At 67.5% G+C, this 26,366-nt stretch carries 28 protein-coding genes; 11 read left to right on the top strand and 17 right to left on the bottom strand.

The window, feature by feature from the left end:
* Nucleotides 1-13 precede the first annotated feature (13 nt).
* Both rpmI and OLX23_RS08430 read right to left on the bottom strand, forming a co-directional pair.
* On the bottom strand, nt 14-217 hold the full coding sequence (gene rpmI / locus OLX23_RS08435; RefSeq protein ID WP_217404741.1) for a 50S ribosomal protein L35: 204 nt from the start codon (nt 215-217) through the stop codon (nt 14-16).
* A gap of 155 nt (nt 218-372) precedes the next feature.
* Nucleotides 373-813, bottom strand: coding sequence for a MarR family winged helix-turn-helix transcriptional regulator (locus OLX23_RS08430; protein ID WP_264444390.1), 441 nt, complete (start codon nt 811-813; stop codon nt 373-375).
* Nucleotides 814-906: 93 nt separating this feature from the next.
* Between OLX23_RS08430 and OLX23_RS08425 the strand changes: the two genes are divergently transcribed.
* The gene (locus tag OLX23_RS08425) at nt 907-2,421 is read left to right on the top strand and encodes an alpha/beta hydrolase domain-containing protein (RefSeq protein ID WP_264444389.1); all 1,515 of its coding nucleotides are present in this window, start codon (nt 907-909) and stop codon (nt 2,419-2,421) included.
* Here the strand turns inward: OLX23_RS08425 and OLX23_RS08420 are convergent.
* Nucleotides 2,403-2,843: a gamma-glutamylcyclotransferase gene (locus tag OLX23_RS08420; RefSeq protein ID WP_264444387.1), complete on the bottom strand. Its 441-nt coding sequence runs from the start codon at nt 2,841-2,843 to the stop codon at nt 2,403-2,405. The genes OLX23_RS08425 and OLX23_RS08420 overlap by 19 nt on opposite strands.
* Nucleotides 2,844-2,908: 65 nt before the next feature.
* On the opposite strand from OLX23_RS08420, the gene OLX23_RS08415 reads away from it, so the two are divergent.
* Complete coding sequence (locus tag OLX23_RS08415) at nt 2,909-3,199, top strand: antibiotic biosynthesis monooxygenase (RefSeq protein WP_264444385.1); 291 nt, start codon at nt 2,909-2,911, stop codon at nt 3,197-3,199.
* Between the two features lie 52 nt (nt 3,200-3,251).
* On the opposite strand, the gene OLX23_RS08410 is transcribed toward OLX23_RS08415, so the two are convergent.
* The 5 genes from OLX23_RS08410 to OLX23_RS08390 all read right to left on the bottom strand — a co-directional run bounded on the left by OLX23_RS08410 (nt 3,252) and on the right by OLX23_RS08390 (nt 8,472).
* Nucleotides 3,252-4,037 (bottom strand): inositol monophosphatase family protein, encoded by a 786-nt coding sequence (locus tag OLX23_RS08410; RefSeq protein WP_264444384.1) that lies wholly within the window; start codon nt 4,035-4,037, stop codon nt 3,252-3,254.
* Nucleotides 4,038-4,048: 11 nt separating this feature from the next.
* Nucleotides 4,049-4,984, bottom strand: a complete 936-nt coding sequence (locus OLX23_RS08405) for a ribose-phosphate pyrophosphokinase (RefSeq protein ID WP_264444383.1) — start codon at nt 4,982-4,984, stop codon at nt 4,049-4,051.
* Between the two features lie 152 nt (nt 4,985-5,136).
* Nucleotides 5,137-6,117 carry a class II fructose-bisphosphatase gene (glpX, locus tag OLX23_RS08400; protein ID WP_264444381.1) on the bottom strand — a complete coding sequence of 327 codons (981 nt, stop codon included), beginning with the start codon at nt 6,115-6,117 and terminating at the stop codon, nt 5,137-5,139.
* A gap of 110 nt (nt 6,118-6,227) precedes the next feature.
* A complete protein-coding gene (locus tag OLX23_RS08395; RefSeq protein WP_264444379.1) occupies nt 6,228-7,547 on the bottom strand; it encodes a homoserine dehydrogenase in 1,320 nt (439 codons plus the stop codon).
* A 70-nt stretch (nt 7,548-7,617) separates the two neighbouring features.
* Nucleotides 7,618-8,472, bottom strand: a complete 855-nt coding sequence (locus tag OLX23_RS08390) for a hypothetical protein (protein WP_264444377.1) — start codon at nt 8,470-8,472, stop codon at nt 7,618-7,620.
* Between the two features lie 338 nt (nt 8,473-8,810).
* Between OLX23_RS08390 and OLX23_RS08385 the strand changes: the two genes are divergently transcribed.
* From OLX23_RS08385 to OLX23_RS08365, 5 genes are all read left to right on the top strand, one after another.
* On the top strand, nt 8,811-9,467 hold the full coding sequence (locus OLX23_RS08385) for an energy transducer TonB (protein ID WP_264444375.1): 657 nt from the start codon (nt 8,811-8,813) through the stop codon (nt 9,465-9,467).
* 72 nt (nt 9,468-9,539) lie between these two features.
* Nucleotides 9,540-10,316 (top strand): MotA/TolQ/ExbB proton channel family protein, encoded by a 777-nt coding sequence (locus OLX23_RS08380; RefSeq protein ID WP_264444373.1) that lies wholly within the window; start codon nt 9,540-9,542, stop codon nt 10,314-10,316.
* 111 nt (nt 10,317-10,427) lie between these two features.
* Nucleotides 10,428-10,958, top strand: coding sequence for an ExbD/TolR family protein (locus OLX23_RS08375; RefSeq protein ID WP_264444372.1), 531 nt, complete (start codon nt 10,428-10,430; stop codon nt 10,956-10,958).
* Between the two features lie 33 nt (nt 10,959-10,991).
* Nucleotides 10,992-11,444, top strand: coding sequence for an ExbD/TolR family protein (locus OLX23_RS08370; protein ID WP_264444370.1), 453 nt, complete (start codon nt 10,992-10,994; stop codon nt 11,442-11,444).
* A gap of 190 nt (nt 11,445-11,634) precedes the next feature.
* Nucleotides 11,635-12,078 carry an ExbD/TolR family protein gene (locus OLX23_RS08365; RefSeq protein ID WP_264444369.1) on the top strand — a complete coding sequence of 148 codons (444 nt, stop codon included), beginning with the start codon at nt 11,635-11,637 and terminating at the stop codon, nt 12,076-12,078.
* A 6-nt stretch (nt 12,079-12,084) separates the two neighbouring features.
* Here OLX23_RS08365 and OLX23_RS08360 read toward each other — a convergent pair whose 3' ends face one another.
* Complete coding sequence (locus OLX23_RS08360) at nt 12,085-14,547, bottom strand: ligase-associated DNA damage response DEXH box helicase (RefSeq protein ID WP_264444368.1); 2,463 nt, start codon at nt 14,545-14,547, stop codon at nt 12,085-12,087.
* A gap of 226 nt (nt 14,548-14,773) precedes the next feature.
* Here OLX23_RS08360 and OLX23_RS08355 point away from each other — a divergent pair, with 226 nt between their 5' ends.
* Entirely contained in the window at nt 14,774-15,754 is a 981-nt protein-coding gene (locus OLX23_RS08355; protein ID WP_264444366.1) for a BON domain-containing protein, read from the top strand.
* Nucleotides 15,755-15,948: 194 nt separating this feature from the next.
* Here the strand turns inward: OLX23_RS08355 and pgmG are convergent, their stop codons facing one another.
* The 3 genes from pgmG to OLX23_RS08340 are packed head-to-tail and all read right to left on the bottom strand — an operon-like array spanning nt 15,949 to nt 18,479.
* Nucleotides 15,949-17,352 carry a phosphoglucomutase/phosphomannomutase PgmG gene (gene pgmG / locus OLX23_RS08350; protein ID WP_264444364.1) on the bottom strand — a complete coding sequence of 468 codons (1,404 nt, stop codon included), beginning with the start codon at nt 17,350-17,352 and terminating at the stop codon, nt 15,949-15,951.
* A 16-nt stretch (nt 17,353-17,368) separates the two neighbouring features.
* Nucleotides 17,369-17,644 (bottom strand): molecular chaperone DnaJ, encoded by a 276-nt coding sequence (locus OLX23_RS08345; protein ID WP_264444363.1) that lies wholly within the window; start codon nt 17,642-17,644, stop codon nt 17,369-17,371.
* A 10-nt stretch (nt 17,645-17,654) separates the two neighbouring features.
* On the bottom strand, nt 17,655-18,479 hold the full coding sequence (locus OLX23_RS08340; RefSeq protein WP_264444362.1) for a division plane positioning ATPase MipZ: 825 nt from the start codon (nt 18,477-18,479) through the stop codon (nt 17,655-17,657).
* Nucleotides 18,480-18,582: 103 nt separating this feature from the next.
* On the opposite strand from OLX23_RS08340, the gene panC reads away from it, so the two are divergent.
* The 3 genes from panC (at nt 18,583) to OLX23_RS08325 (ending at nt 20,688) form a co-directional block, all read left to right on the top strand.
* Nucleotides 18,583-19,458 (top strand): pantoate--beta-alanine ligase, encoded by an 876-nt coding sequence (panC, locus tag OLX23_RS08335; RefSeq protein ID WP_264444360.1) that lies wholly within the window; start codon nt 18,583-18,585, stop codon nt 19,456-19,458.
* A 129-nt stretch (nt 19,459-19,587) separates the two neighbouring features.
* On the top strand, nt 19,588-20,373 hold the full coding sequence (locus tag OLX23_RS08330) for a CsgG/HfaB family protein (RefSeq protein WP_264444358.1): 786 nt from the start codon (nt 19,588-19,590) through the stop codon (nt 20,371-20,373).
* 165 nt (nt 20,374-20,538) lie between these two features.
* Nucleotides 20,539-20,688: a hypothetical protein gene (locus OLX23_RS08325; RefSeq protein WP_264444356.1), complete on the top strand. Its 150-nt coding sequence runs from the start codon at nt 20,539-20,541 to the stop codon at nt 20,686-20,688.
* Between the two features lie 176 nt (nt 20,689-20,864).
* Here the strand turns inward: OLX23_RS08325 and OLX23_RS08320 are convergent, their stop codons facing one another.
* The 5 genes from OLX23_RS08320 to OLX23_RS08300 all read right to left on the bottom strand — a co-directional run bounded on the left by OLX23_RS08320 (nt 20,865) and on the right by OLX23_RS08300 (nt 26,363).
* Nucleotides 20,865-21,302 (bottom strand): EF-hand domain-containing protein, encoded by a 438-nt coding sequence (locus OLX23_RS08320; RefSeq protein WP_264444355.1) that lies wholly within the window; start codon nt 21,300-21,302, stop codon nt 20,865-20,867.
* Nucleotides 21,303-21,434: 132 nt separating this feature from the next.
* On the bottom strand, nt 21,435-21,851 hold the full coding sequence (locus OLX23_RS08315; protein WP_264444354.1) for a DUF3035 domain-containing protein: 417 nt from the start codon (nt 21,849-21,851) through the stop codon (nt 21,435-21,437).
* 3 nt (nt 21,852-21,854) lie between these two features.
* The gene (gene lspA / locus OLX23_RS08310) at nt 21,855-22,388 is read right to left on the bottom strand and encodes a signal peptidase II (RefSeq protein ID WP_264444353.1); all 534 of its coding nucleotides are present in this window, start codon (nt 22,386-22,388) and stop codon (nt 21,855-21,857) included.
* The gene (gene ileS, locus OLX23_RS08305; RefSeq protein WP_264444352.1) at nt 22,385-25,234 is read right to left on the bottom strand and encodes an isoleucine--tRNA ligase; all 2,850 of its coding nucleotides are present in this window, start codon (nt 25,232-25,234) and stop codon (nt 22,385-22,387) included. Before ileS ends, lspA begins: the two co-directional genes overlap by 4 nt.
* Nucleotides 25,235-25,427: 193 nt before the next feature.
* Nucleotides 25,428-26,363, bottom strand: coding sequence for a bifunctional riboflavin kinase/FAD synthetase (locus OLX23_RS08300; RefSeq protein ID WP_264444351.1), 936 nt, complete (start codon nt 26,361-26,363; stop codon nt 25,428-25,430).
* Between the last annotated feature and the right edge of the window lie 3 nt (nt 26,364-26,366).

Raw genomic sequence — 26,366 nt, 5'->3', positions numbered from 1 at the left:
ATCCTTCCTAGCTTCAGCCGAGCCCGTAGGGCGCCCACTTCTTGATCACCTTCGCGTCGGCGTCGGAGATCGTGTCGGTGCGGCGATGCTGGCGGATGTACTTGGCGTTGTGGCTGATCAGGCGGTGGCGCTTGCCGACGGCGCCGTGCTTGATCTTACCGGTGGCGGTGAGCTTGAAGCGCTTTTTCACGCCGCTCTTGGTCTTGAGCTTGGGCATTTTCGTCTCCTTTTTCAGGGACACGTCCAACCAGCCCTGGCAGCCCTTTGAGCCAGGCCGGTGGCTTGAATCCGTGTCGTGAAGCGGGGGCCCATAGTGACAGAAGCGCGTGATGGCAAGCGCGATCGACGACTCTGCGCCCGCCGCGTGGGCGGTCAGCCCTCGGCGCGCGCCCGGATCGTGTCGAGTGCGCGCAGCAGCACGCTGCGGGTTTCCTCGTCGAAACCGCCGAAGAAGCGTTCCTCGTTGGCATGCGCGAGCACGTCGATCTCGGCATGCAGCGCCTGGCCCGCGGGTGTCAGCGTTAGCGCGTGGGTGCGGCCGTCGGCCACGGCGCGTTTCACCAGCCCGCGATCGACCAGGCCGCTGACCACGGGCACCATGTTGGTGCGCCTTACGCCCAAGGCCTTGCTGATCTCGCCCTGGTTGCAGCCGGGATTGGCGCCGACGAAGCGCAGGACGATCGCGTCGGTCAGCCGCAGGTCGAGCGCCTCGTAGGATTCGCTGAGCGCCGCCAGGGTCGCCAGCGAGGCGCGGCGCAGCTGGTAGCCGAGCAGGTGCTCGAGCGGATCGATCAAGGGCCCTTTGCTGGTCATCGCGCCAGCCTTAGCGAATCGCCCGTTGCGGACAACTGGTAATAAGCCTACCAATCATGCAAAGGTGCGAAGGGTGCCGAGGGGAGAGACGTGATGCCGGTTTCGATCAAGCGCAGGATTCGCCATGCTCTTTATAGTGTCGCAGCCGGATCGCTGCTCGTGACTGCACCCGTTTCGGCTGCATCGGACGCGCCGCGCCCGCAGGTCACCGCCGTGCCGGGCAAGCCGAACCTGCTGATGGCGGCCTACGATCTCACCGCGCTCGGTTATCAGGTCGAAGAATACTTCATCGCCGGCAATGCCACGTCCTATCGCCTGCCCGGGCCGCCGCCGGCGAACGGCGTGTGGAACGCCCAGGCCGATGCGACCGCGCCTTATGTCACGCGCGTCGTGGTGGTGCGGCCCAGCGATCCGTTGAAGTTCAACGGCACCGCGCTGGTCGAATGGTTCAACGTCACCGCCGGCCAGGACACCCCGGCCGACTGGATGGTCGCGCACCGCGAGATGCTGCGCAAAGGCTATGCCTATGTCGGCGTCTCGGCGCAGAAGGTCGGCGTCGAGGGCGGCGATTCGGTGATGGGCCAAGGCACGGCGCTCAAGAAGGCCGATCCCAAGCGCTATGGCACCCTGGCCCATCCGGGCGACGCCTGGTCCTTTGACATCTTCTCGCAGGCCGGCGCGCTGCTGAAGACCCAGCGCGCGGGGGGCCTGCTCGGGCCGCTGATGCCACGCAAGGTCATCGCCATCGGCGAATCGCAGTCGGCCGCCTTCCTCACGACCTACGTCAACGCGGTCGACCGGCTGGCCCGCGTCTACGACGGCTTTCTCATCCATTCGCGCTTCGGCGGCGGCGCGGCCATCGACGGTACGCGCATGGTCGCCGGCTCGGGCGCGGCGCCAGATCACGTCGCCTTCCGCCCCGACCTGCGCGTGCCCGTACTGACCGTGATCACCGAGACCGACCTGCTCGGCGCGCGGCTGCCCGGTTACCACGCCTCGCGCCGGCCCGATGGCCCCAATCTGCGCGTCTGGGAAGTCGCCGGCACGGCCCATGCCGACAACTACCTGTTCATGGGCGCCTTCACCGATTCGGGGCAGAAGAGCGCGGCGGACCTCGCCAAGATCTTCGTGCCTTCGCTCAATTCGCCGATGGGCAAGCTGGCCAAGCCGCTCAATCCCGGCATGGCGCATCACTATGTCGTCCAGGGCGCGCTCGCCGCGCTCAACGGCTGGCTGCGCACGGGCAAGGCACCGGCCTCGACGCCGCTGCTGACCCTGGCGACCGGCGGCAAGCCCGGCGAGACCGCCAGCCTCGCGCTCGACGCCAATGGCCTGGCCAAGGGCGGCGTGCGCACCCCCTGGGTCGACGCGCCGACGATCCACCTCTCGGGCAAGGGCGATCCCAATTCGTTCATCGGCATGCTCGGCGGCAGCGGCGAGCCGATGACCAAGGCCGAGCTCGAAAAGCTCTATCCGCACGGCAAGGAGGACTACCTGCGCCGCTTCACCACCTCGCTCGATGCGGCGATCGCGGCGGGTCACATCGTGCGCGAGGACCGTGCCGAGATCCTCGAGATCGCCGCGATCAACTACGACACGGCGCCGTAAGGCCGCAGCCCCTCGCGTGCGATCCAGGCGGCGAAATCGCCGTCGGGGATCGCCAGGGCGCCCGGCGGCAGCGGGCCGTTGAAGACATAGGCCTGGGCTTGGTGGAAGGCGCCCTGGGCATCGGCGACGACGATCGTCGTGCGCAGGTAGAGCGAGCCGGCGGGATTCGCGGGATCGAAATCCTCGTAGGCGTCGAGCGCGGCGAGGTCGGCCTCGCCGAAGCCCGGCGCCGCGGCATAGAGCCGGCCGTGGACCGGCGCCGCGCCTGCCAGCATGATCGGATACCAGCCTTCGGGCTCTCCCAAGGCGTGGAGCGTGCCGCGTGCGGTCGCCGGCCCTTCGTCGCGCAGGCAGGCGTGGACGCGCGTCGCGACCGGATTGGCGTTTCCCGCCATCAACGTGCCGTAGAAGAAGAAGCGCATCGCTTTCCTGCACCTTCGGGCTCTGCCATGGGTGCCGCCGACATCAATAAGGAGAGGGCAGGCCGATGGCGTTGGTACACAGCTATCAGATGATCGCGCGGGCGGGCAGCGAACGCGCGCTCGGCGCCGCGCTCGAAGCGCTGGGCGAAGCGGCGCGGGCGGTCGCCGGCTCGCAGGGCGCGATGGTGCTGCAGGACCGCAAGGAGCCGCAGAAGTTCCTGTTCCTCGAATTCTGGGACAGCGAGGAATCACGCAAGGCCGCAGGTTCGCAGCTACCCAAGGAGGTCATGGGCCAGATCATGGCCGCGCTCGGCGGGCCGCTGCAGATGGCCGACTGGGATCGGCTGGCCGGCTAGCGGTCTTTCGAGCTGGTTCTGGAAGCGGCACCGGCCGGTGGCCGCATTCACATCAGTGGTGGCAGGCCATGGCCTCGACCACGTCCTCGAGCCGGGCGGGATCGCCCAGCGCCAGGACATGGCCGTCCGAGCCGGCGTGGAGCGGATCGCCGTTCCAGTCGCACATCGTGCCGCCGGCGCCCTCGACCACCGGGACCAGCGCGGCCCAGTCGTGCAGCTTGAGCCCGGCCTCGCAGACGAGGTCGAGATGGCCCGAAGCGAGCAGGCCGTAATTGTAGCAGTCGCCGCCCATGACCATGCGCTTGTGGTCGGTCTTGGCGGCGAGGCTCATGAAGTGCGCGCCTTCGTGGTCGTCGAAGTATTGCGGTCCGGTGGTCGCCAGGGTCGCGTCGGACAGCTCGCGGCAGGGGCGCGTGCGCACCGGTTGGCCGTTGAACGTCGTCGGCCGTCCGGTCGCGCCCAGCCAGCGTTCGCCGAGGATCGGCTGGTCGATCACGCCGAGCACGGGCCAGCCCTCGACCACGAGCGCGATCAGGGTGCCGAAGATCGGCCGGCCGACGAGGAACGAGCAGGTGCCGTCGATCGGATCGAGCACCCAAGAGCGGCCCGAGGTCCCCGGCGTCGTGCCGAACTCCTCGCCGATCACCGTGTCCTGCGGCACTTCGGCCTTGAGGATGCGGCGCATCGCCTCTTCGGCGCTACGATCGGCAATCGTCACCGGGCTCGCGTCGCCCTTGCGTTCGGAATCGACGCCGCTGCGGAAATGCGGCCGGATGGCCTCACCGGCGGCATCGGCCAGGCGTAGGGCGAGGGCGATGTCGGCGTCGGTCAGGCTCATGGGCGGTATCCTTAGTCGAACAGACTCGAAACCGAGCTTTCGTCGGCGGTACGGCGGATCGCCTCGCCGAGCAGCGGCGCGATCGTCAGGATGCGGATGCGGTCCGAATCCTTGGTCGCGTCGGTCGGCAGGATCGAATCGGTGATGACCAGTTCCTTGAGCGCCGAGCCGTTGACCCGCGCCACCGCGCCGCCCGAGAGCACGCCGTGGGTGATGTAGGCGGTGACGCTGGCGGCGCCCGCGTCCATCAGCGCCTGGGCGGCGTTGCACAGGGTGCCGCCCGAATCGATGATGTCGTCGATCAGGATGCAGGCGCGGCCCTTCACGTCGCCGATGATGTTCATTACCTCGGACTGGCCGGGCTTGTCGCGGCGCTTGTCGACGATCGCCAGCGGGGCGTTGTCGAGGCGCTTGGCCAGCGCGCGCGCGCGAACCACGCCGCCGACGTCGGGCGAGACCACCATCAGCGACTGGTCGCCGTAGCGCGCCTGGATGTCGGCCGCCATGACCGGCGCGGCGTAGAGGTTGTCGGTCGGGATGTCGAAGAAGCCCTGGATCTGCCCGGCGTGGAGATCGACCGACAGCACGCGGTCGGCACCAGCCTCGGTGATCAGGTTGGCGACGAGCTTGGCCGAGATCGGCGTGCGCGGGCCGGGCTTACGGTCCTGGCGGGCATAGCCGAAATAGGGCACCACCGCGGTGATCCGCTTGGCCGAGGCGCGGCGCAGCGCGTCGATGCAGATCAGCAGTTCCATCAGGTTGTCGTTGGCCGGGAACGAGGTCGACTGCAGGACAAAGACGTCCTCGCCGCGCACGTTCTCGTGGATCTCGACGAAGACCTCCTCGTCGGCGAAGCGGCGGACGCTGGCATCGGTCAGCGGCTGTTCGAGATAGCCCGCGATCGCTCTTGCGAGCGGCAGATTGCTGTTGCCGGCCATGATCTTCATTGCGCTGCCTTTCCCGCTCGATTCGAGGGCGTTCGAATGCGGCCCGGCTCTAGCCGAGAGTCTCGCGATTGCAATATTCCGCGACTGCGAAGCCGGGAAAGGGTGTGGACCGGTGGTGCTCCGGCCTCAGTGAAGCCGGAGCCGGGTCAGAATCAACGCGCCTTGCGGTGCTCGCCCTTGACCCAGCGGACTGTGCCCGACGAGGCGCGCATGACGACGCTCTCGGTGGTCATCGTGCCGTCCTTGCGGCGCTTGACGCCTTCGAGCAGCGAGCCGTCGGTCACGCCGGTGGCGGCGAAGATGCAGTCGCCCTTGGCCAGCTCTTCCAGCTTGTAGATCTTGTTGAGGTCCTCGATGCCCCACTTGCGGGCGCGGGCGCGCTCGTCGTCGTTGCGGAACAGCAGGCGGCCGTTGAACTGGCCGCCGACGCAGCGCAGCGCCGCCGCGGCGAGCACGCCCTCGGGGGCGCCGCCCGAACCCATGTAGAGGTCGATCGTGGTGTCTTCGTTGGTCACGGCGATCACGCCGGCGACGTCGCCGTCACCGATCAGCACGACGCCGCAGCCCAGGCCGCGCAGTTCGGCGATCAGATCGGCGTGGCGCGGACGGTCGAGCACGCAGACGATGATCTCGTGCGGCTGCACGCCCTTGGCGGCGGCCACGGCCTTGACGTTCTCGGTCGGGCTCTTGGCGAGGTCGATGATGCCTTCGGGATAGCCGGGGCCGACCGCGAGCTTGTCCATGTAGACGTCGGGCGCGTTGAGCAGGTTGCCTTCCTCGGCCACGGCGAGAACGGCCAGCGAGTTCGGGCCGGCCTTGGCGCAGATCGTCGTGCCTTCGAGCGGGTCGAGAGCGATGTCGATCTTGGGGCCGGAGCCCTGCGCGGCGCCGACCTTCTCGCCGATGAACAGCATCGGGGCCTCGTCGCGCTCGCCCTCGCCGATCACGACGGTGCCGTCCATGTAGAGTTCGTTGAGCGCGGCGCGCATCGCCTCGACGGCGGCGGCGTCGGCGGCCTTCTCGTCACCGCGGCCGACCAGCTTGGAGGCCGAGATCGCGGCGGCTTCGGTCACGCGAACCATCTCGAGGACGAGGACGCGGTCAAGAACGTGGCTGGCGGGCGTGGCGGTCATGAACTGATGGTCCTTTACGAAAAGGGCGGGAAGCGACTTGGCGGCGGCTTAGACAGGGGTTGGGTGCTTGTCGAGACGCCGCGCGGCTGCCGCGCGGCGACCGGGCGGACTTAGTCGCCGAGCAGTTGCATGACCAGCGGCGGCTCGGCCAGAGCGGGCGAACCTTCGAGCAGGCGGAGCGCTTCGCTGACGCGCGCCTCGGGCCCCTCGTGCGTGACCATGGCGACCATGACGTTGCCGCCTTCCTCGTGGCGACCCTTCTGGATCAGGCTCTCTATGGAGACGCCGGCGTCGCGCATGGCTGCGGTGATCTCGGCGAGGACGCCGGGGCGATCGGCGACCATGAAGCGGATATAGGCGCGGCCCAGGCGATGGCCCGAAGGCGCGGGGGCCATCGTCTCCATCTCGGCGACCTGGATCGAGAACGGCGCACCGGCCTCGCCGCCGAGATCGCCGCGGGCGATGTCGATGAGGTCGGCCACGACGGCGCTGGCGGTCGGACCGTCACCGGCGCCGGCGCCCTGGAACAGCAGGCGCCCTGCGAAATTGCCTTCGGCGACGACGGCGTTGGTCGCGCCGTCGACGTGGGCCAGCGGGTGATCGAAGGGCACGAGATGCGGGTGGACGCGCTGGAACAGGCGGCGCTGGCCGCCTTCCTCATCGACTTCGGCCACGCCGATCAGGCGGATGACGTAGCCGAGCGCATCGGCCTGGGCGATGTCGGCGGCCTGGATGCGGGTGATGCCCTGGGTGTCGACCGAGGCGAAGTCGATCCGCGTGCCGAAGGCGATCGCCGAGAGGATCGCCAGCTTGTGCGCGGCATCGGTGCCTTCGACGTCGAAGCTCGGATCGGCTTCGGCATAGCCCTTGGCCTGGGCCTCGGACAGCACGTCGGCAAAGTCGCGGCCCGTGTCTTCCATCGACGAGAGGATGAAATTGCAGGTGCCGTTGAGGATGCCGTAGAGCCGGTCGATATTGTTGGCCGCGGCGCCTTCGCGCAGGCCCTTGATCACCGGCACGCCGCCGGCGACCGCGGCTTCGAACTTCAGCGCGACCTTGGCCTTCTCGGTCAGTTCGGCCAGTTCGAGGCCGTGATGCGCGATCATCGCCTTGTTGGCGGTGACCAGCGACTTGCCGTGCTGGATCGCGTTGCGCGCCAGGGTCAGCGCCGGACCGTCGGCACCGCCGACCAGTTCGACCACCGCGTCGACGTCGTCGCGCGCGGCCATCGCGGTCATGTCGTCTTCCCAGGCGTAGTGCGAGAGATCGACGCCGCGGTCCTTGCTGCGGTCGCGCGCGGACACCGCGACGATCTCGATCGGCCGTCCCGCACGGCGGGTGATCAGTGCGGCATTGGTCTCGATCAGGCGGATGACTCCGCCGCCGACGGTTCCAAGCCCTGCCAATGCGATTCTAAGCGGTGCGGCCATGATGCTCCCTTTCGGGCCGCGCCCTAAGCGAGCCTCGGCGGAAAGGCCAGCGCCTTGAAGGCCGTCGGCCCTACGATCGCGTGCGCGTGCAGGTCCCCAATTCGCCGAGCACCATGCGGTAGTCGGCCTCGGCCTGGGCGCGGCTGCCCGCGCCTTCGGAGAGGTTGACCCCGCTCGGCAGCCGGTTGGGCAGGAAGCACGCGAGGCGATACCAGGCGAGCGTGTCGCGCTGCGGTGGGCTGCCGACCAGCGCGGCGACTTCGGAGAACGAGGCGCCCCAGGCCGGTGCCGCGCCGGGTCGGTGCTGGACGGTGATCGATGCGGCCGAATGCTTTGCGGTCTCGAGGAAGAACTGCGTCTCGCCCTCGCCGGCGAGATTGCCCGGGACGTGGATCGCTTCGCGCACGCGGGTCACCGATGGCGCCGCGTCGGGCGCCACGAGCGCCGCCAGCACCGCGCGCAGCTTGGCCTCGGTCTCCGCGCTCCACAGGATCTGCGCGTCGGGCGCGGCCAGTTGCAGGTCGCCCGCGGGGCCCTGGGCGCTGGTGGCGAAGAGCAGCACGGCCTTCTTCTTGATCGCGGGCGGCTTGCCGCGCGCATCGGGCTGCATGTCAACCAGATAGCGCAGCGACTGGCCCAGCGGCTTGTCGCCGCGGATCAGCGCCTGGGTCCGCGCCTCGATATAATAGCGGGCCCAACCCGGCCGGACGCCCCGTGCGCGCGCCGGTTCGACGGGGGCGATCTTGCGCACTTCGGCACGCACCACAATTCGCGCCGAATCGGATAGATCGGCCAGGTCGGCATAGGTCGGAACGACGACCGGCGCGGGGGGCTGGGCGGCGATCGCGGGCGCAAAATTTATCGGCAGCACCGCTGCCGTTATCGCCGCCGTCGCGGTCCGAAGGAAGCGCTTGGTTGAATTCATGTTCAACGAACTCCCGGAATTTCTCAGGTTTTTTGACGGGTGCAAAGCCCGCCGGGTGCGGCCATTCAGCTTAACATGTCTGAATCAGATGTTAACTTCTGGACACGCGCATAAGGCGTTGCGCGGGTTTGGCAACGGAGCTAAAGCATGGCCGAATTCCGGGCCAAAAAATATAAAAGGCCCTGCCGTTCGCCTAATCGGGCGCCGATGCCCCGAGAGGGGAGCCGGTCGTCCGTTCGGGGTGGTGCGTTAAGAATCACATGGGTCGCTGCCTAACGGCTCGCCTGTGGGCGCCTCGAGCTGTGGCTCGTGGCATTGTAATGGAGTGATGCGTCGGAATGGCTTACGCTGACCAAAAGATGAGCGGTAACAAAGTTACCGCGTTGATCATCGTTGCCCTCATTCACGTTTTAGTTGGTTATGCGCTTGTCACGGGTTTGGCCTATGAGGCGGCCAAGAAGGTCATCCAGAAGGTGACCACCGTCGACATCAAGGAAGAAGTCAAGAAAGAGGAACCGCCGCCACCGCCGCCGAAGGATGACCTTCCGCCGCCGCCGCCCGTCGTGGCGCCGCCGCCGAAGATCAACGTTTCGGTCGTGCCGCCGCCGATCACGGTCGTCGACACCCCACCGCCGCCGGCTCCGCCGATGGTCGTGGTGCCGCCGCCGCCGGCAGCTCCCCCGCCGCCGCGGTTCACGCCCTCGGGCGCCGTGCCGCGTGGCAATCCCGGTTCCTGGGCTACCACCAACGACTATCCCGCGCGGGCTCTGCGCGAGGAACGCGAAGGTACCACCGGTTTCCGCGTGTCGGTCGGCCCTGATGGCCGTGTGACCGACTGCCAGATCACCAGCTCGAGCGGCCATCCGGACCTCGACCAGGCGACCTGCGACAACGTCCGTCGTCGCGCCCGCTTCACGCCGGCCAAGGACGGCGAAGGCCAGCCGACTACCGGCACCTATGCGAACCGCGTCCGTTGGGTCATCCCGAAGGACTGATTTTCCTGACCGTGCCGGCACGCCCCCTACGCTGCCGGCCATCTTTTTTCCATTCTTGAGAGGACCTACCGCATGCACATCATCGATCTTCTCGCCGCGGCTGCCCCGGCTGCCCCGCAGAACAAGTTCGGTTTCGCCGAAGCTCTCGAGCAGGGCGGTTTCATCGCCTATGCGACCGTCGTCATCCTCGGCATCATGTCGTTCGGCTCGTTCTACATCCTGTTCACCAAGTGGTTCGAACAGTCGAAGATCCTGCGTCAGGGCCGCGAGGTCCGCGCGAGCTTCTGGAAGGCCCCGACCCTCAAGGACGGCGCTGCCAAGCTCGACAAGAACAGCGCCTGGCGCCAGATCGTCGACGACGGTCTCCAGGCTGAAGAAGAAGCCACCAAGCTCAAGGACTCGACCGAAGCGCACGACTGGCTGCACGGCTCGCTCGCTCGCTCGGAAGCCTCGATCAACGCACGCCTCGCTTCGGGCCTGCCGTTCCTCGCGACCGTCGGTGCAACCTCGCCGTTCATCGGTCTGTTCGGTACCGTCGTCGGCATCTATCGCGCTCTGATCAACATCGGCATCGCCGGTTCGGCCTCGATCGACAAGGTCGCGGGTCCGGTCGGTGAAGCTCTGATCATGACCGCGCTCGGTCTGCTCGTCGCCGTTCCGGCCGTGCTTGCCTACAACTACCTGCAGGCCCGCAACAAGTCGATCGGCGAGCAGCTGACCGGCTTCTCGACCGACGTCCTCGCCAACATCGCCTCGGGCGGTGCCGTGCGTCCGGCAACGATCGTTGCTCCTGCCAAGGCTGCTCCGGCCGCTGCCGCCAAGCCGGCTGCTGCCCCGACCAAGCCCTGAGCACGCAGCGGCGGCGGGCCTGGCTCGCCGCCAACCGCGGGGTCACGCGACGGGCTGCTGCATGCGGGCCCGTCGCCCTCTCGGGATTGAATGCAAAGATAGGATGAAACTATGGCAGTTTCAGTAGGCGGCGGGGCAGAGACTCCGATGTCGGACATCAACACCACGCCGCTCGTCGACGTGATGCTGGTGTTGCTGATCATCTTCCTCATTGCGGTGCCGGTCGCGATCCAGACCATCGAGAAGCTCAAGCTTCCGATCATCGTTTCGTCGGAATCGAAGGACAAGGTCGAAAACCTGCTCCTCACGGTCAGCTCGACCGACGGTGCAGGTCGCAGCGCGGGCGAGCCCGGCTACGAAGGCGCGACGCGCTATGGCCAGTGCCGCATTTACTTCAACAACATCACGCCGGTTACCTCGGTCGAACTGCGCGAACAGGCGTTCAAGCGGCTCGATGCCATCGTCAAGCGCGAGGGCGGTCCCGAGGCGCTGCGCGACAACCCCGACAAGGTTCCCCAGGTGCACATTCGCGGTGACGTGAACGTTCCCTGGCGCTGCGTCGCCGGTGCGATCTACAACGTGCAGATCTCGGGCTATCCGACGGTCGGCTTCATCTCGAACCCCGTGGATCCCACCGCCTAACCCGCGGCACGGCCCAATTCAGGAGTAAGATCCATGGCAATGTCAGGCGGCAAGGACGATGGCTCGCCGATGATGGAAATGAACACGACGCCGCTGATCGACGTCATGCTCGTGCTTCTCATCATGTTCATCATCACCATCCCCGTCGCGACCCACTCGGTCGATATCGACCTGCCGGTGCCGAATCCGAACGATACGCCGCCGCCGCCGGTCCTGCCGGTGGTCAACAAGCTGGTTCTCACCCGCAACGGCGAGATCCTGTGGAACGGCAACGTCCTGAACGCCGGCCAGCTGGTGACCAACCTCAAGACGACCACCACGATGAATCCCGAGCCGGAACTCCAGTTCCAGCCGGAACAGGACGCCAGCTACGATCTGTCGGCGAAGGTCCTGAACATCATCAAGGGCTCGAAGGTCACCAAGTTCGGCTTCGTCGGGAACGAGCAGTTCTCGGAATTCGACAAGTCGGCGGCCAACCCGAAGTAATTCGGCGCTGGTCCGATCGAACCGAAGAAGGGGCGGAGCGATCCGCCCCTTTTTTGTTGCGCGCCGCGAATACGAATGGCGCGGGCCGGGCGCCTTTAATCCGCTTCGCCGTCCCCAGCCTCTCTGATATACCTGTCTCATTAGACGACGAGAATCTTGGGAAGGTATTGCTGAAAGGAGGCGATTGACGATGGCCATGGCAAGCGTGCGGCCGGGAACCGGCCAACCGATGGGTGAGATGAACACGACGCCGCTGATCGACGTCCTGCTCGTACTGCTGATCATGTTCGTGATTACGATCCCCGTCGCCAGTCACGTCATCGAAGTGGGTCTCCCCGGAAAGGCGCCACCGCCGGGCATCATCGATCCCGTCACCAATCGCTTGGCGATCACCGGCGACGGCAAGGCGCTGTGGAACGGTGCGCCCGTCAGCGAGGCCGAACTCGGCGGTATCCTCCAGGCGACGGCGGCGATGAAGCCCGAACCCGAACTGCAGTTCCAGCCGGACCAGGATGCCAGCTACGATCAGTCGGCGAGGACCCTGGCGCTCATCAAGGCCTCGCAGGTGACGCGCTTCGGCTTCGTCGGCAACGAGCGGTTCGGGCAGTTCGACAAGGCGCCGACGACGCCCTGACCGCGCTCAGTCCGGCTCGACCGCGTCGGGCTCGGTCCGCATCGCTGCCGAGGCCAGGCTCTCGGCCTCTTCGAGCAGCAGATCGTCGGCCGAGCCCGCGGGCAGGCTCTCGCGGCCGATCATCGACAGCACGGGCACCGACAGCGGGCTGATCCGTTCGAGCCGGACATGATCGATCTCGCGCGCGGCGCGGTCGAGCACGTCGGCGACGCGGGCGACGTCGGTCATGCGCGCGCGCGCATCGGCCCAGGCCGCCTCGATCAGCAGGTGGTCGGGCTCGTACTTGCGCAGCACGTCGTAGATCAGGTCGGTCGAGAAGGTGACCTGCTTGCCCGTCTTCTTCTTGCCCGGATGCTGGCGCTCGACGAGGCCCGAGATCACCGCGACCTCGCGGAAGGCGCGGCGCAGCAGGTGCGACTGCTGGACCCAGTCGACGAACTCGTGCGTCAGGATGTCGGGCGAGAGCAGCGCGGCCGGATCGTCGACGGGCTTCAATCCCCAGATAGCCAGCGCATAGTCGGTGGCGTTGAAACCGAGCGGGCCGAGCCCGCGGTCCTCCATCCGCCGCGTGATCAGCATGCCCAGCGACTGGTTCGCGTTCCACCCCTCGAAGGTATAATAGGTGGTATAGGCGAGTCCGCGGTGCGGGAAGCTCTCGACCAGCAGCCGGCCCGGCACGGGCAGGTGCGAGCGCCAGGCCTGTACCTCGAGCCATTCGCGCACGTCGTCCGGCAGGCGGCCCCACTGGCTGCGATCGGCGATCAGGTCGCGCACCTTGTCGGCCAGATGCGTGGTCAGCGCCAGCCGCAGGCCGGTATAGGACGGGATCTGTGCCGACCTCTTTGACGCGCGCACGATCAGGTCGAGATCGCGGAACTGCTCGACCTCGAGATCGGTGCCGGCGAAGCGGAAGGTATCGCCGGGCGAGAGCTGCGCGGCGAAGCCCTCCTCGACCTTACCGAGCGCGCGGCCGTTCCTGAAGCGCACCTCGACCATCTCGTTGTCGACGATGATCCCGGCGTTGAGCCGGTGGCGCGCGGCCTGTTCGGGATGAGTCAGCCGCCAGAACCCGTCGCGACCTTTGACGATACGCTTGAAGCGGTCGTAAGCGCGCAGCGCGTAGCCGCCGGTCGCGACGAAATCGAGCACGCGCGTCATTCCCGCCTCGTCGAGCCAGGCATAGGCCAGCGACGAGCGAATCTCGGCGAGCAGGTCATCCTCGCGGAACGGCCCAGCGCAGGCGCATCCCATGACGTGCTGCGCGAGCACGTCGAGCCCGCCCGGGCGGAAGTCCTCGCCGTCGCGTTGGCCCTGTTCGACCGCGTCGGCGGCGGCCATGGCCTCGAGGAATTCGAAGCGGTTGCCGGGCACCAGCATGGCCTTGCTCGGGCAGTCGAGCCGGTGGTTGGCGCGGCCGATGCGCTGGAGCAGCCGCGACGAGCCCTTGGGCGCGCCCATCTGGACGACGAGGTCGATGTCGCCCCAGTCGACACCGAGGTCGAGGCTGGCGGTGCAGACCAGCGCGCGCAGCTCGCCGCGCGCCATCGCCCCCTCGACCTTGCGCCGCGCTTCCTTGGCCAGCGAGCCGTGGTGGATGCCGATCGGCAAGTGGGCCTCGTTCACGTCCCACAGCAGCTGGAAGATGTATTCGGCGAGAAAGCGCGTGTTGGTGAAGATCAAGGTTGTGCGGTGACGCTCGATCTCCGCATAGAGTTGCGGCACGGCCCAGGCGGCAGCGTGGCCAGCCCAGGGGACGCCGGTGTCCTCGCCCGGCAGCAGGATCGACACCTCGGGATCGGCCCCGGCTTCGCCTTCGACCAGCGCGACGCTGTCGATTTCTCCCCAGGGTGCGAGCCAAGCGCGATAGGACTCGGGATCGGCGAGCGTGGCGGAGAGCGCCGCGCGCTGGAGTCCGGGCGCGATCGCCTGCAGCCGCGTCAGGCACAGCGCCAGCAGGTCGCCGCGCTTGCCGGTGGCGAAGGCGTGGACCTCGTCGATCACCACACGCTGGAGCCCGGCGAACAGGTCCGCCGCCTCGGGATAGGACAGCAGCAGCGACAGCGATTCGGGCGTGGTCAGCAGGACGTGCGGTGGCTTGACCCTTTGCCGCGCCTTGCGATCCGAAGGCGTGTCGCCGCTGCGCGTCTCGACGCGGATCGACAGGCCGATTTCCTCGATCGGCGTCATCAGGTTGCGCTGGACGTCGTGCCCCAGAGCCTTGAGCGGCGAGACGTAGAGCGTGTGCAGGCCTTCGGGCGGCTTCGCGCCGCCGAGCCGCGACGGTGCGAAGGCGGCGAGCGTGGGCAGGAAGCCGGCGAGCGTCTTGCCGGCGCCGGTATCGGCGACGAGCAGCGCGTGCCGGCCCGCTTCGGCGGCGGCGAGCATCTCGGCCTGGTGGCGCCGCACGCGCCAGCCGCGGCCGGCGAACCAGGCCTCGATCTCGGGCGGGAGGGCGGAGCGGTCATCCACGTCGCAAGAGATGGGCGTGCCTCGCGCCGCTGTCGATAGGCCTTTGAGCTCGCGGTGTTTCTTTCCTGAAATCAAACACTTTGCTGCACCTGCAGCAATGCGACGAAGCGCGGAGCGGATGCGATGGGCACGCGGAACGCCGTCGCCTCGCGTGACGTTCCCTTTTTGGAAGCACGCGCGCCGGGCTCGCCCAGCCGCGCTCCTTTCAAGCTAGAGAGGAACTCTGATGACCGACTATCGAGACCGTTACCGCAGCCACGACGACGACCGGAACGAAGATCCCGGCCAGCGCTGGCGCCGCAACGAGGAGCGTTATCGCCGCGAGGCCAGCGGCACGCCCAATGGCAATCAGGGCGAAAATCGTTTCGACGAGGACCGCTATGAAGCCAACCGCCGCAATCGCGACTTGGGCTATGGCCGGACATCGCACGACGACGACTTCGGCAGCCGCGGCGGCTTCGCTCGCAACGACTGGCGTGATCAGCGCGGCTACAATCCGCGCACCTATGATACGCGCGATGACGACCGGCCCGTCCATCACTGGCACGAACAGGATCGCGAGTTGCGGTCGGGCCAGCCCTACCAGGGGACTTACGGCGGTACCGGCGATTCGAGCTACTTCACGGGCCAGCAGGGCTCCTGGGCCGTTGGTGGCCCCCAGAACTCGAACAACTATTACGGCGGCACCGGCTATGGCGCCGGCGGCTATGGCGGCGGAGCGCGTTATGGCACCGATTATCGCCAGCATGGGTATGGCCGCAACGACGACGACGGTCGCCGCGGCTTCTGGGATCGTGCCAGCGACGAGGTCGCTTCGTGGTTCGGCGACGAAGATGCGGCACGCCGTCGCGATCAGGATCATCGTGGCCACGGCCCCAAGGACTACACGCGCTCCGACGAGCGCATCCGCGAGGATGCCAACGATCGCCTGACCGACGATTGGCGCGTCGACGCGAGCAATGTCACGGTGACCGTCGACAAGGGCGAGATCACGCTCAACGGCACGGTCGGCAGCCGCGAGGCCAAGCGCCGGGCCGAGGACGTCGTCGACAACATCTCGGGCGTCAAGCACGTGCAGAACAACCTGCGCGTCGCGGTTGGGAGCGGCCAGGCCCATTCGGGCAACTGGGCCACTAGCCAGAGCGTTGCCGAGGGTGGCACGCTGGGGCAGTCGAAAACCGACGCGACGAAGACCAGCAAGATCTGATTCGCTGAAAACGAAAAAGGCGCCTCCCTCGCGGGGGCGCCTTTTGTTTTCATCCTCCCCAGAATGGGGAGGGGGACCGCCGGCGCAGCCGGTGGTGGAGGGGGCTCTCGGCAACGTGGGACTCGGCGGATAACCCCCTCCACCACCCTGCGGGTGGTCCCCCTCCCCGTACCGGGGAGGATGAGGGTACTATATCAGTGCCCCGCCTGCTCTCCGCGCTCGAGACCGGACTGCGCAAGCTGCGCGTCGATCTCGGCCATCAGACGGTCGAGCCCAGCCTGGTCGCTGCTCTCGGCGCGGGCGACGAGCACGTCCTGCGTGTTCGAGGCGCGCAGCAGCCACCAGCCGTCGGGGGTGGAGACACGCACGCCGTCGGTGGCGTCGACGTCTGCGCCAGAGGCCTTGAGGCGTTCCTTGACCTCGTCGACCACCGCGAACTTGCGGCTCTCGTCGACCTGGAAGCGCAGCTCGGGCGTGTTGATCAGCGCGGGCATCGCACCGCGCAGTTCGGTAACCGACTTGCCCAGCCGCGCCGAGGCGGCGATCAGCCGGATCGCGGCATAGAGCGCATCGTCGTAGCCGTAATACTTGTGCGCGAAGAACACGTGGCCGCTCATCTCGCCGGCGAGCGGGGCGTGGGTTTCCTTCATTTTGGACTTGATCAGGCTGTGTCCGGTCTTCCACATCAGCGGTTTGCCGCCGAGCTCCTCGACGCGCTCGAACAAGGCGCGCGAGGCTTTCACATCGGCGATGATCGTGGCGCCGGGCAGGTCGCGCAGCACGTCCTCGGCATAGATCATCAGCAACTGGTCGCCCCAGATCACCCGGCCCTCGCCGTCGATCGCACCGATGCGGTCGCCGTCACCGTCGAATGCCAGTCCGAAATCGAGCTTCTTCTCGGCGACGATCGCCTTGAGATCCGCGAGATTCTTCTCCTCAGTAGGATCAGGATGATGGTTGGGAAAACGCCCGTCGACTTCGGTGAACAGCAGATGGTGCTCGCCCGGCAGCTTGGCGGTAAGCTTCTCGAGGCTGGGACCGGTGGCGCCGTTGCCGGCGTCCCAGGCGATGCGCAGGGTCGAGAGCCAGTCGCGGTCGACGCCGTCGAGCCCTTCGAGCAGCCGGTCGATATATTCGTCGAGCACTTCGCGCCGCTCGCTGGTGCCGTTGCCGTGCATCCAGTCGCCCGCCGCCGCCAGCCGGCCGAGTTCGAGGATGTCGTCGCCGAAGAACGGACGCCCCTGAAACACCATCTTGAAGCCATTGTAGTTGGCGGGGTTATGGCTGCCGGTTATCTGAATGCCGCCATCGACATCTTCCGCTGAGGCGGCCGCGTAATAGAGCATCGGCGTCGGCCCCATGCCGATCCGCACGACGTCGACACCGCTGCCGGTCAGGCCTTCGACCAGCGCATCCTCGAGAATCGGCGAAGACACGCGCCCGTCATAGCCGACCGCGACCTTGGTGCCGCCGGCGCGGCGCAGCAGGGTCGCGAAGCCGCGCCCGATCGCGCGCGCGTCCTCGACGTCGAGCGTCTGGCCGATGATGCCGCGGATGTCGTATTCCCGAAGAACCGTCGGGTGAAATGTGTGCGTCATTGCTGCTCCTGGTCCTCTAGCGGACCGGCAGCTCGGCAAGCAGCAGGTCGCGCGCAGAATTGGCTTCATGCACCAGTTCGCTCGTGCCGCCCTTGTCCGGATGGACTTGGGTCACGAGCCGCCGGTGCGCTTCGATGATCTGTTCTCGGCTGGCGCCCTCGCCCACCCCGAGCAGGACGCGGGCTTGCTTGGCCCCGGAACGCGTGGGAACACGCCGCGGTTCCCATGGCCAGCGCCCTGCGACCAAGCGAAAAGCCAGCACGCCGAGCGCGATGAGGAGAAGGAATTTCATCGGTTCTGGCTCACGCCGGCTCGGCGAGCGCCAGCTCCTTCTGCCGCTGCGCCGGGGTGGGCAGGTTGAGCCCCGCGATCAGCTGGCGCAGCTCCTGGCGCGCGACGAGATGGCTGGTGCCGAGCTCGCCGAGATGGCCCTTGTCGAGCAGGGTCAGGCCCGAGGGGAACAGCTCGCGATAGATCACGCGTTCGGACAGGCCGCCGGTGACGCGGAAGCCGACCCGCTTCGACAGCTCGGTCAGCGCCTGCTCGATGCGGCGCATGTTGCGCGCCTCGGTGAAGCCCGTGCGGTTGCGCACGACCACCCAGTCCATCTCGCGGCGCTGGTCCTTGATCGTCGCCATCGCGCGCTTCTTGCGCGCTTCCCAGATCAGCTCGGCATAGAACGACAGGCGGCGGACCTTGAAGGTCTCGGCATCGACCTGACCGATCAGGTCGAAGTCGACGAAGCTGTCGTTGAGCGGGGTCACCAGGGTATCGGCCGTGGTGGCGACGTGGCGCGCGAAGGGATCGTCGCGGCCCGGCGTGTCGAACAGCAGGAAGTCCATGCCTTCGCCGACTTCGGCGGCCAGGGCTTCAAGCTCGTCGACGCCGGCGCCGGTCTCGGCACCGTTGAACACATCGAAGCGCGCCATCGGCAGGTCGATCTCGCGGCGGCGGATCGTCTCGGTGCGGTTCTCGAGATAGCGGTGCAGCGTGCGCTGGCGCGGATCGAGATCGATCGCCGCGACCTTGGCGCCCTGATAGGCGAGCGCGATGGCGACGTGGACGGCAGTGGTCGACTTGCCGGTGCCGCCCTTCTCGTTGGCGAAGACGATGCGATGAGGAGCCACGGTACTCTTTCTCAAACTGTTGCCGCGAAACTGTCGCTGGCCATCTGCCGGGCGGGCTGGCAGAGCGGGCCGCTCCACAGCTCATATCGGAGGGGCATGGCCCATGCAAACCGTCGACCAGCTTGATCCACTGCGCCGTGCCGTAGAGGGACTGCGCGCCGATGGGCCGGTGGCCATCGTGCCGACGATGGGCGCGCTCCACGAGGGCCATCTGACCCTGGTGCGCGAGGCCCGGCAGCGGGCCGCGCACGTCGTCGCCTCGATCTTCGTCAACCCGCGCCAGTTCGGCGTCGGCGAGGATCTCGACGCCTATCCGCGCCCGCGCGAGCGCGATCTCGAACTGCTGGCGGGCGAGGGTGTTTCGCTCGTCTGGGCACCGACGGTCGAGGTCATGTACCCGGCCGGCTATGCCACCAACGTCTCGGTCTCCGGCGTCAGCGAAGAGCTCTGCGGCGCGGCGCGGCCCGGCCATTTCGACGGCGTCGCCACGGTGGTCTGCAAGCTGTTCAACCAGGTGCGCCCCGACATGGCCTTCTTCGGCGAGAAGGACTGGCAGCAGCTCGCGGTGATCCGCCGCATGGCACGCGATCTCGATCTGGTGGCGCCCTATGCCGATGCCATCCACGGCGTCGCCACGGTGCGCGAGGCGGACGGCTTGGCGATGAGTTCGCGCAACGGCTACCTCACGGCCGACGAACGCGCGCGGGCGGAGGCGCTGCCCGCGGCGATGCACAAGGCCATCGCCGCGCTCGAGGCGGGCGGCGATGTCGGGTCGGTGCTCGACGAGGTCGCGCGCGAATTGCTCGCGGCGGGTTTCGTCTCGGTCGACTATGTCGAGCTGCGCGATCCCGATCGGCTGCGGCCCGTCGTCGCGCTCGGCGAGCATGGTGCGCGGCTGTTCGTCGCGGCGCGGATCGGGCGGGCGCGGCTGATCGACAACATGGCGGTCGGCGGCGCGAAAGCTGTCCCATCCCGCTGATATTTCCACATTTGCGCAGCGCTCAAAGCGGGCTATGACCGGCGAAACGGGCGCTCAGCATCTATCGCTATTCGGGGTAAGGGCTAAGGCCCGAAATGGGCCGTCGTGCCCATGCAAGGAGTTGGATTGATGAAGAAATTCGTCTGTGGGGTGGCTGCGCTCGCTGTCGCCATCGGCGGCGGTTCGGTGGCTGGGGCCAAGGATACCAAGGGGTCGTCGGCCCGCCAGCAGCAGAGCCGCGAGACGCAGGAAATTCCGCGCTGCAGCCGCCGGCTCGGCGCGCTCGCGATCGTCGAGCCCGACAACCAGTGGTGGCGCGAATTCAACCTCGGCAGCCCCGAGCAGATCCTGCGCGTCTTCGTCCAGCAGTCGGGCTGCTTCACGCTCGTCAACCGCGGCCGCTCGATGCAGAGCCGCGCGATGGAGCGCGCGCTCGCCGATGACGGCGAACTGCAGAAGGGCTCGAACCTGGGCCGCGGCCAGGTCCGCGCGGCCGACTATTTCCTCGAGCCGAACATCGTCTCGGCCAACCGCAACTCGGGTGGCGGCGGCGCCGGTGCCGTGCTCGGCTCGATCGGCGGCGGCCTGTTCGGTCGCGGCTTCGGCGCGATCGCCGGCGGCATCAGCGTGAAGAAGGGCGAGGCCAACGTCACGCTCTCGATCGTCAACGCCCGCACCACCGAGGAAGAGGCGCTGACCGAGGGTTATGCCCGCAAGTCCGACGTCAGCTTCGGCGGCGGTGGCGGCGGCGGCTCGTTCTGGGGCACCTTCGCCGGGGCCGGCGGTGGCGGCTATCAGGACACGGCGATCGGCCAGATCATCGTGCTCGCCTATCTCGATGCCTATACCAAGCTGGTCACCCAGCTCGGCGGCCTGCCCGACAACGCTTCGGCGGCGGCGCCGCGCGCGAACTGAGCGCGTTCAGAGGTTTGCGAAGGGCGGGTCCGCTGGGCCCGCCCTTTTCTTTTGCGGCCGGGGTGCTTTTGGGGAACCCGAAGCCCGCGCCAGGTATTATCGCGGCGCGGGGTTGACGATAGCTTAGCCGGATTGCGGGAAGGGCATCCGTCGAGGGAGGCTCCTATGTCGAACATCAGCATTCACAGCGGCCCGTCGGATCGATCGGCGAAGCCGCGCCAGGCACTGGATCCGAGCATGCGTCGCAAGGTGCACGGGCCGATCCGGCCGATGGAAGAACCGAGCCTGCTGGCGCGCCTGTTCCGCTGGAGCTGAAAGCCGTCGGGGTTTGGGCGCCCGGCATCGGAACATGGCCATCCGGTGGGCGCCCAGTTAACAGAACGTCACCGCAAACCCTGGTTTAAGCCCGACCTCCTTGGAGATCGGGCGTTTAGCATGCTGAACGATCCGAATTGGATCAATCGCCAGCGATGATCCCTGGCTGGCGGGTATCACTGGCCCGGGGGAGGGCCGCCCCAACCGCCACCACCGTTCCCGCCTCCGGGGCCATTGCGCATGCGCTCGGCGCGGAAGGCATCGCGTTCGGCCTTGGTCAGCTGACCGTCCTTGTTCGCATCCTGCATGTCGAAGCGGCGCAACTGCGCGGCGACGAATTCGTCCTTGGTGATCTTGCCGTCCTCGTTGGCATCGGCGCGGCGCAGGCCGCCGCCACCCGGACCGCGCTGGCCCTGGGCCGCGGCTTCGAGTTCGTCTTCGGAGATCGCGCCGTCGTGATTGGTGTCGGCCGCGGCGAAGCGCTCGCCGGCCTTGGCCTCTTCGTCGGCGCGCGCGACGGTGGCATCGCCGTAAGGATCGGGGAACGGCTGGGCCAGAGCGGCACCGGCAAGGCTCGCGGCCAGCGCCGCGGCGGCAATCGTCACATGCTTCATGTCATCGTCTTCCCAAGGCGGAAAGCCCGCCTGCGTCTCGCATGGCGCAGGCGCAGCGCGCGCGCAATTTGGGAAATGGTCGCGAATTGTCGCGGGAAGACGGCGCGCCCGAGCGGGCGCGCGGCGCGTGTCTTAGCTGCTGGCGCCGACGCCGGCCTGGGCCTCGCGGCCGTCGCCTTGCGGCGCGGCCAGGATGTCGCGGGTCACCTCGCCCTTGGCGACGGTGTTGGTCTGGTTGTCGCCCACGCTCGAACGGATGCCCGGCGCGGCGGTGCCGGCGCGGCCGATCGTGTTCTTCTCGATCTCGCTGCGCTGGGCCGGGCCGCCGAACAGCGCGTCGAGCGTCTGCTGGCGGATGCCGCCGTCGACCGGACGCGGCGCGCCCTGCTGCGGCGGGGTCAGCGCGAAATCGGGCGGAACCACCAGCGGCGACTGGCGCTGGACGGCGAATTCGTCGGGCCGGTCGCGGTTGAACAGCCCGCCGCCACCACAGCCGGCGAGCAGCGCCGAAGCGGTCGCGACACAAAGAAGGGTGGTGGTCTTGCGCATGTCTTAGCTCTCCGGAGCGGCCTGCTCGGTTTCGGGCTTCGGCTTCTCGCGCGAAAACAGGGACCGGGCAAGGATAATCAGGACGCCGATGGTGATGGCGGCGTCGGCGATGTTGAAGATCAGGAAGGGGCGGAAATCGCCGATGTGGAAATCCGCATAGTCGATCACGTAGCCGCGCGTGAAGCGGTCGCGAATGTTGCCGATCGCGCCGCCGAGGACGAAGGCCAGCCCCAGCAGTTCGGGCCAGCTCTTCTCGCGCAGCATCCAGACGAAGACGACGAGCGAGATCAGGCTGGTCAGCGCCACCAGCAGGTAGCGCATCTCGACCGACTGCGCGGTGAGCATGCCCAGCGAGACGCCGTAGTTCTCGGTCCAGGTCAGGTTGAAGAACGGGAGCAGGGGGATCTGGCCGACGTCGGGCAGGGCGAAATGGCCCAGCATCAGCATCTTGACCCACTGGTCGAGGCCGAAGACCAGCGCCGCGACGATCAACGCGATGACGCGTCGCTTCAGGACATTCGGCTGTTGCGCGTTCATGCCGCGGCGTCCGCGCCCACCACGTCGTCGCAGCGATCGCAGAGATCGCCGTCTTCCTTGACTTCGGGAAGCAGGCGCCAGCAGCGGCCGCACTTGTGGTCATCGGAGCGGGAGACGGTCACGCCCTCGCCCTGCCCGCGCGTGACTTTCGCGGTGATGAACAGCTCGGCGAGGTCGGCTTCCGGTGCGCTCTCGGGCACGGTGACATTGGCTTCGAGCCCCGAGCCGAGCACCTTCTCGCGGCGCAGCGGTTCGATCGCCTCGAGCACCTGGGCACGTAGCGCGCGCAGCTCTTCCCACTTGCCGGCCAGGCCCGCATTCTCGCCGTCCTCGGTGAAGGCGGGCAGTTCGGGCCATTCGAGCAGGTGGACGCTGCCCTGGTCGGGATAGCGCGACTGCCAGACTTCCTCGGCGGTGAAGACCAGCACCGGCGCGGCATAGCGGACCAGCGCGTGGAATAGCAGGTCGAGCACGGTGCGATAGGCGCGACGCTTGGGATCGGTCGCGGCGTCGCAGTAGAGGCTGTCCTTGCGGATGTCGAAGAAGAAGGCCGAGAGGTCTTCATTGCAGAAATCGCTGAGCTTGCGGACGTAGGTGTTGAAGTCGAACTCGGCGACCGCGAGCTTGAGATCGCCGTCGAGCTGCCACAGGCGGTGCAGCGCATAGCGCTCGAGCTCGGGCATCTCGTCGACGGGCAGGCGCTCGCTCTCGTCGAAGCCGTCGAGCGCGCCGAGCAGGTAGCGGAAGGTGTTGCGCAGCTTGCGGTACTGGTCGGCGACGCCCTTGAGGATCTCGTCGCCGATGCGGTGATCCTCGGTATAGTCGACCGACAGCGCCCAGAGGCGGATGATGTCGGCGCCGTTGGTCTCCATGACCTTGAGCGGGTCGATGGTGTTGCCCAGCGACTTGGACATCTTCATGCCCTTGGCATCCATCGTGAAGCCGTGGGTCAGCACCGCCTTGTAGGGCGCGTGGCCGCGCGTCGCGCAGCTCTCGAGCAGCGAGGACTGGAACCAGCCGCGATGCTGGTCGCTGCCTTCGAGATAGAGGTCGGCCGGCGGGCCCTTGTAGCCTTCGGGGCGCACGAGGTCGGGCCAGCGGCCGGACTCGAGCACGAAGGCGTGGGTCGAACCCGAATCGAACCAGACGTCGAGGATGTCGGTGACGCGCTCGTAGTCGTCGGCCTGGTAGTCGGCGCCCAGGTATTCCTGCGCGCGCTCGTCGGACCAGGCGTCGACACCGCCGGCCAGCACGCCGGCGATGATCCGCGCGTTGACCGCGGGATCGGCCAGGTACTGGCCGCTCTTGCGATCGACGAACAAGGTGATCGGCACGCCCCAGGCGCGCTGGCGGCTCAGCACCCAGTCGGGGCGGCCTTCGACCATGGCGCCGATGCGGTTGCGCCCCTTCTCGGGGATGAAGCGCGTGTCGGCGATCGCGTCCTTGGCGACCGTGCGCAGGGTCGGCGGCATGACCTCGTCGAGCAGGGCATAGCGATCGTCGCTGCGCACCAGAGCCTCGGATTCGCGGTCCATCGGCACGAACCACTGCGGCGTGCAGCGATAGATGACCTTGGCCTTCGAGCGCCACGAATGCGGATACGAATGCTTGTAGTCGGCCGAAGCGCTGAGCAGCCCGCCGCTCTCGCGCAGGTCCGAGCAGATCGGGCCGTCGGGCGCGTTGAACTTGGGATTGATCACCGATCCCTGGCCGCCGAGCCACAGCCATTCGGGCTTGTACTTGCCGTCGCCTTCGACCGCGAAGACCGGGTCGATGCCGTGCTTCTTGCACAGCAGGAAGTCGTCCTCGCCGTGGTCGGGTGCCATGTGGACGAGGCCGGTACCGCTCTCGGTCGTGACGAAGTCCGAGCCGTTGAGGAAGGGGCGCGGCTTGGCGAAGAAGCCGCCAAGCGCGTGCATCGGGTGGCGCGCGGTGGCGCCTTCGAGCAGCGGGCCCTTGACGTACATCTCCATCTTGAAGCCCTCGGCGCCGATGCGCTTGAGGAAGCCTTCGACCAGCGGCTCGGAGACGATGTAGCGCTCTTCGCGGCCGGTGACCGAGATCAGCAGGTAGTCGATCGGCGCGCCATAGGCGATCGCCTGGTTGGTCGGGATCGTCCAGGGCGTGGTCGTCCAGATCACCGCCTTGGCGCCGACCAGTTCGGGGCACTCGGGTGCGTCGACGATCTCGAAGCCGACGTCGATCTGGGTCGAGGTGATGTCCTCGTACTCGACTTCGGCCTCGGCCAGCGCGGTCTTCTCGACCGGCGACCACATCACCGGCTTGGCGCCGCGATAGAGCTGGCCGGTCTCGGCGAACTTCAGCAGCTCGGTGACGATCGTCGCCTCGGCCTGGAAGTCCATCGTCAGGTAGGGATTGTCCCAGTCACCGTTGATGCCCAGCCGCTTGAGCTGCTCGCGCTGCTTGTCGACCCACTGCTGCGCATAGGCGCGGCATTCGGCGCGGAACTCGACGGGATCGACCTGGTCCTTGTCGAGCTTCTTCTTGCGATACTGTTCCTCGACCTTCCACTCGATCGGCAGGCCGTGACAGTCCCAGCCCGGAACGTAGGGCGCGTCCTTGCCCAGCAGGCTCTGCGTGCGCACGACCATGTCCTTGAGGATATGGTTGAGCGCGTGGCCGATGTGCATGTCGCCGTTGGCATAGGGCGGGCCGTCGTGAAGGATGAACTGCTCGCGGCCGCGACGGGCGTCGCGCAGCTGCTTGTAGAGGTCCTGCTGCTGCCAGCGCGCAAGAATGCCCGGCTCCTTTTGCGGAAGCCCGGCCTTCATGGGGAAATCGGTCTTCGGCAGGAAGACGGTCGATCTGTAGTCGCGCTCGCTCATGACCGGCCGCCGTTAAAGGAAAGTGGTTAAGGAGGGAAGTCCGCGCTGCACGTATGAACGGCTCTTTGCCGTTAAGAATCAGAGTGAGATATGTATCGTGTGTTGAGCTGCACCGGCCCACGCCCCCACCCGGCCTCCCATAGGGTACTATCGTAGGGAGGCCGGGTGGGGGCGTGGGCCGGTGCCGCCTCCGCTACAAGCGGAGAGAAGCCAGTCTGGCGCGGGCCTCGTCACAGTCGCGCGCGATCTGCGCGGTGAGTTCCTCGAGGCTGTCGAATTTGGCTTCGGGGCGCAGGAACGAATGGAACGCGACTTCGATTTCCTGGCCGTAGAGATCGCCCGAAAAGTCGAAGAAATAGGGCTCGAGCAGTTCCTTCGGCGGGTCGAAGCTGGGCCGGATGCCGAGATTCGCGGCGCCGCCCACGCGCCGTCCGTCGGGCAGCAGGCCGGACACCGCATAGATGCCGTAGCGCGGGCGCAGATAGTCGCCGACGTCGACGTTGGCGGTGGGGAAGCCGATCGTGCGGCCCAGCTTGTCGCCGTGCTGGACCGTGCCGCGAATCGCGAAGGGCCGGGTCAGCAGCCGCGTCGCCTCGTCGCAGTCGCCGGCCTGGAGCGCGGCGCGGATGCGGCTCGACGAGATCGCCCCTTGCGCATCGTGGACCGCGCCGACCGTGCGCGCGGTCACGCCGACCGTGGCGCCCAGCGTGCGCAGCAGGTCGGTGTTGCCGCCGCGGCGCTTGCCGAAGGTGAAATCCTCGCCGGTGACGACGCCCGCGGCGCCGATGTGGCGGGCGATGACGTCCTCGATCCAGCGCTCGGCGGGCATTTCGGCCAGGCTCGCGTCGAAATAGAACACGAGCACGGCATCGACCCCGGCCGCCTCGAACAGCTCCATCCGCTGGTCGAGCCGCGTCAGGCGGAACGGCGGCGTCTCGGGCCGAAAGTAGCGCATCGGATGCGGCGAGAAGGTCGCGACGATTGCCGGCCGTCCCTCGCGCCGTGCCCAGGCGATGGCCTCGCCGATCACGGCCTGGTGGCCCTGGTGGAAGCCGTCGAAATTGCCCAGCGCCAGCACGGCGCCGCGCAGGTCTTCGGGCATGGGATCGCGGTGATCGAGGAGAATCATGTC

This window comes from Novosphingobium sp. JCM 18896 (assembly GCF_025938095.1).
In the GTDB taxonomy this organism is placed as follows: Bacteria; Pseudomonadota; Alphaproteobacteria; order Sphingomonadales; family Sphingomonadaceae; genus Novosphingobium.
This window is presented reverse-complemented; position numbering and strand designations above follow the sequence as displayed.

Bases quoted from the DNA above. Each gene is read 5' to 3' on its own strand.
- OLX23_RS08355 (WP_264444366.1), top strand. From the start codon at position 14,774: ATGACCGACTATCGAGACCGTTACCGCAGCCACGACGACGACCGGAAC.
- OLX23_RS08370 (WP_264444370.1), top strand. From the start codon at position 10,992: ATGGCAATGTCAGGCGGCAAGGACGATGGCTCGCCGATGATGGAAATG.
- OLX23_RS08380 (WP_264444373.1), top strand. From the start codon at position 9,540: ATGCACATCATCGATCTTCTCGCCGCGGCTGCCCCGGCTGCCCCGCAG.
- pgmG (WP_264444364.1), bottom strand. From the start codon at position 17,352: ATGACGCACACATTTCACCCGACGGTTCTTCGGGAATACGACATCCGC.
- OLX23_RS08375 (WP_264444372.1), top strand. From the start codon at position 10,428: ATGGCAGTTTCAGTAGGCGGCGGGGCAGAGACTCCGATGTCGGACATC.
- OLX23_RS08405 (WP_264444383.1), bottom strand. From the start codon at position 4,984: ATGAAGATCATGGCCGGCAACAGCAATCTGCCGCTCGCAAGAGCGATC.
- OLX23_RS08425 (WP_264444389.1), top strand. From the start codon at position 907: ATGCCGGTTTCGATCAAGCGCAGGATTCGCCATGCTCTTTATAGTGTC.
- OLX23_RS08430 (WP_264444390.1), bottom strand. From the start codon at position 813: ATGACCAGCAAAGGGCCCTTGATCGATCCGCTCGAGCACCTGCTCGGC.
- OLX23_RS08325 (WP_264444356.1), top strand. From the start codon at position 20,539: ATGTCGAACATCAGCATTCACAGCGGCCCGTCGGATCGATCGGCGAAG.
- OLX23_RS08300 (WP_264444351.1), bottom strand. From the start codon at position 26,363: ATGATTCTCCTCGATCACCGCGATCCCATGCCCGAAGACCTGCGCGGC.
- rpmI (WP_217404741.1), bottom strand. From the start codon at position 217: ATGCCCAAGCTCAAGACCAAGAGCGGCGTGAAAAAGCGCTTCAAGCTC.
- OLX23_RS08385 (WP_264444375.1), top strand. From the start codon at position 8,811: ATGGCTTACGCTGACCAAAAGATGAGCGGTAACAAAGTTACCGCGTTG.
- OLX23_RS08390 (WP_264444377.1), bottom strand. From the start codon at position 8,472: ATGAATTCAACCAAGCGCTTCCTTCGGACCGCGACGGCGGCGATAACG.
- OLX23_RS08320 (WP_264444355.1), bottom strand. From the start codon at position 21,302: ATGAAGCATGTGACGATTGCCGCCGCGGCGCTGGCCGCGAGCCTTGCC.
- lspA (WP_264444353.1), bottom strand. From the start codon at position 22,388: ATGAACGCGCAACAGCCGAATGTCCTGAAGCGACGCGTCATCGCGTTG.
- OLX23_RS08365 (WP_264444369.1), top strand. From the start codon at position 11,635: ATGGCCATGGCAAGCGTGCGGCCGGGAACCGGCCAACCGATGGGTGAG.
- OLX23_RS08395 (WP_264444379.1), bottom strand. From the start codon at position 7,547: ATGGCCGCACCGCTTAGAATCGCATTGGCAGGGCTTGGAACCGTCGGC.
- OLX23_RS08420 (WP_264444387.1), bottom strand. From the start codon at position 2,843: ATGCGCTTCTTCTTCTACGGCACGTTGATGGCGGGAAACGCCAATCCG.
- OLX23_RS08345 (WP_264444363.1), bottom strand. From the start codon at position 17,644: ATGAAATTCCTTCTCCTCATCGCGCTCGGCGTGCTGGCTTTTCGCTTG.
- OLX23_RS08315 (WP_264444354.1), bottom strand. From the start codon at position 21,851: ATGCGCAAGACCACCACCCTTCTTTGTGTCGCGACCGCTTCGGCGCTG.
- glpX (WP_264444381.1), bottom strand. From the start codon at position 6,117: ATGACCGCCACGCCCGCCAGCCACGTTCTTGACCGCGTCCTCGTCCTC.
- ileS (WP_264444352.1), bottom strand. From the start codon at position 25,234: ATGAGCGAGCGCGACTACAGATCGACCGTCTTCCTGCCGAAGACCGAT.
- OLX23_RS08415 (WP_264444385.1), top strand. From the start codon at position 2,909: ATGGCGTTGGTACACAGCTATCAGATGATCGCGCGGGCGGGCAGCGAA.
- panC (WP_264444360.1), top strand. From the start codon at position 18,583: ATGCAAACCGTCGACCAGCTTGATCCACTGCGCCGTGCCGTAGAGGGA.
- OLX23_RS08330 (WP_264444358.1), top strand. From the start codon at position 19,588: ATGAAGAAATTCGTCTGTGGGGTGGCTGCGCTCGCTGTCGCCATCGGC.
- OLX23_RS08410 (WP_264444384.1), bottom strand. From the start codon at position 4,037: ATGAGCCTGACCGACGCCGACATCGCCCTCGCCCTACGCCTGGCCGAT.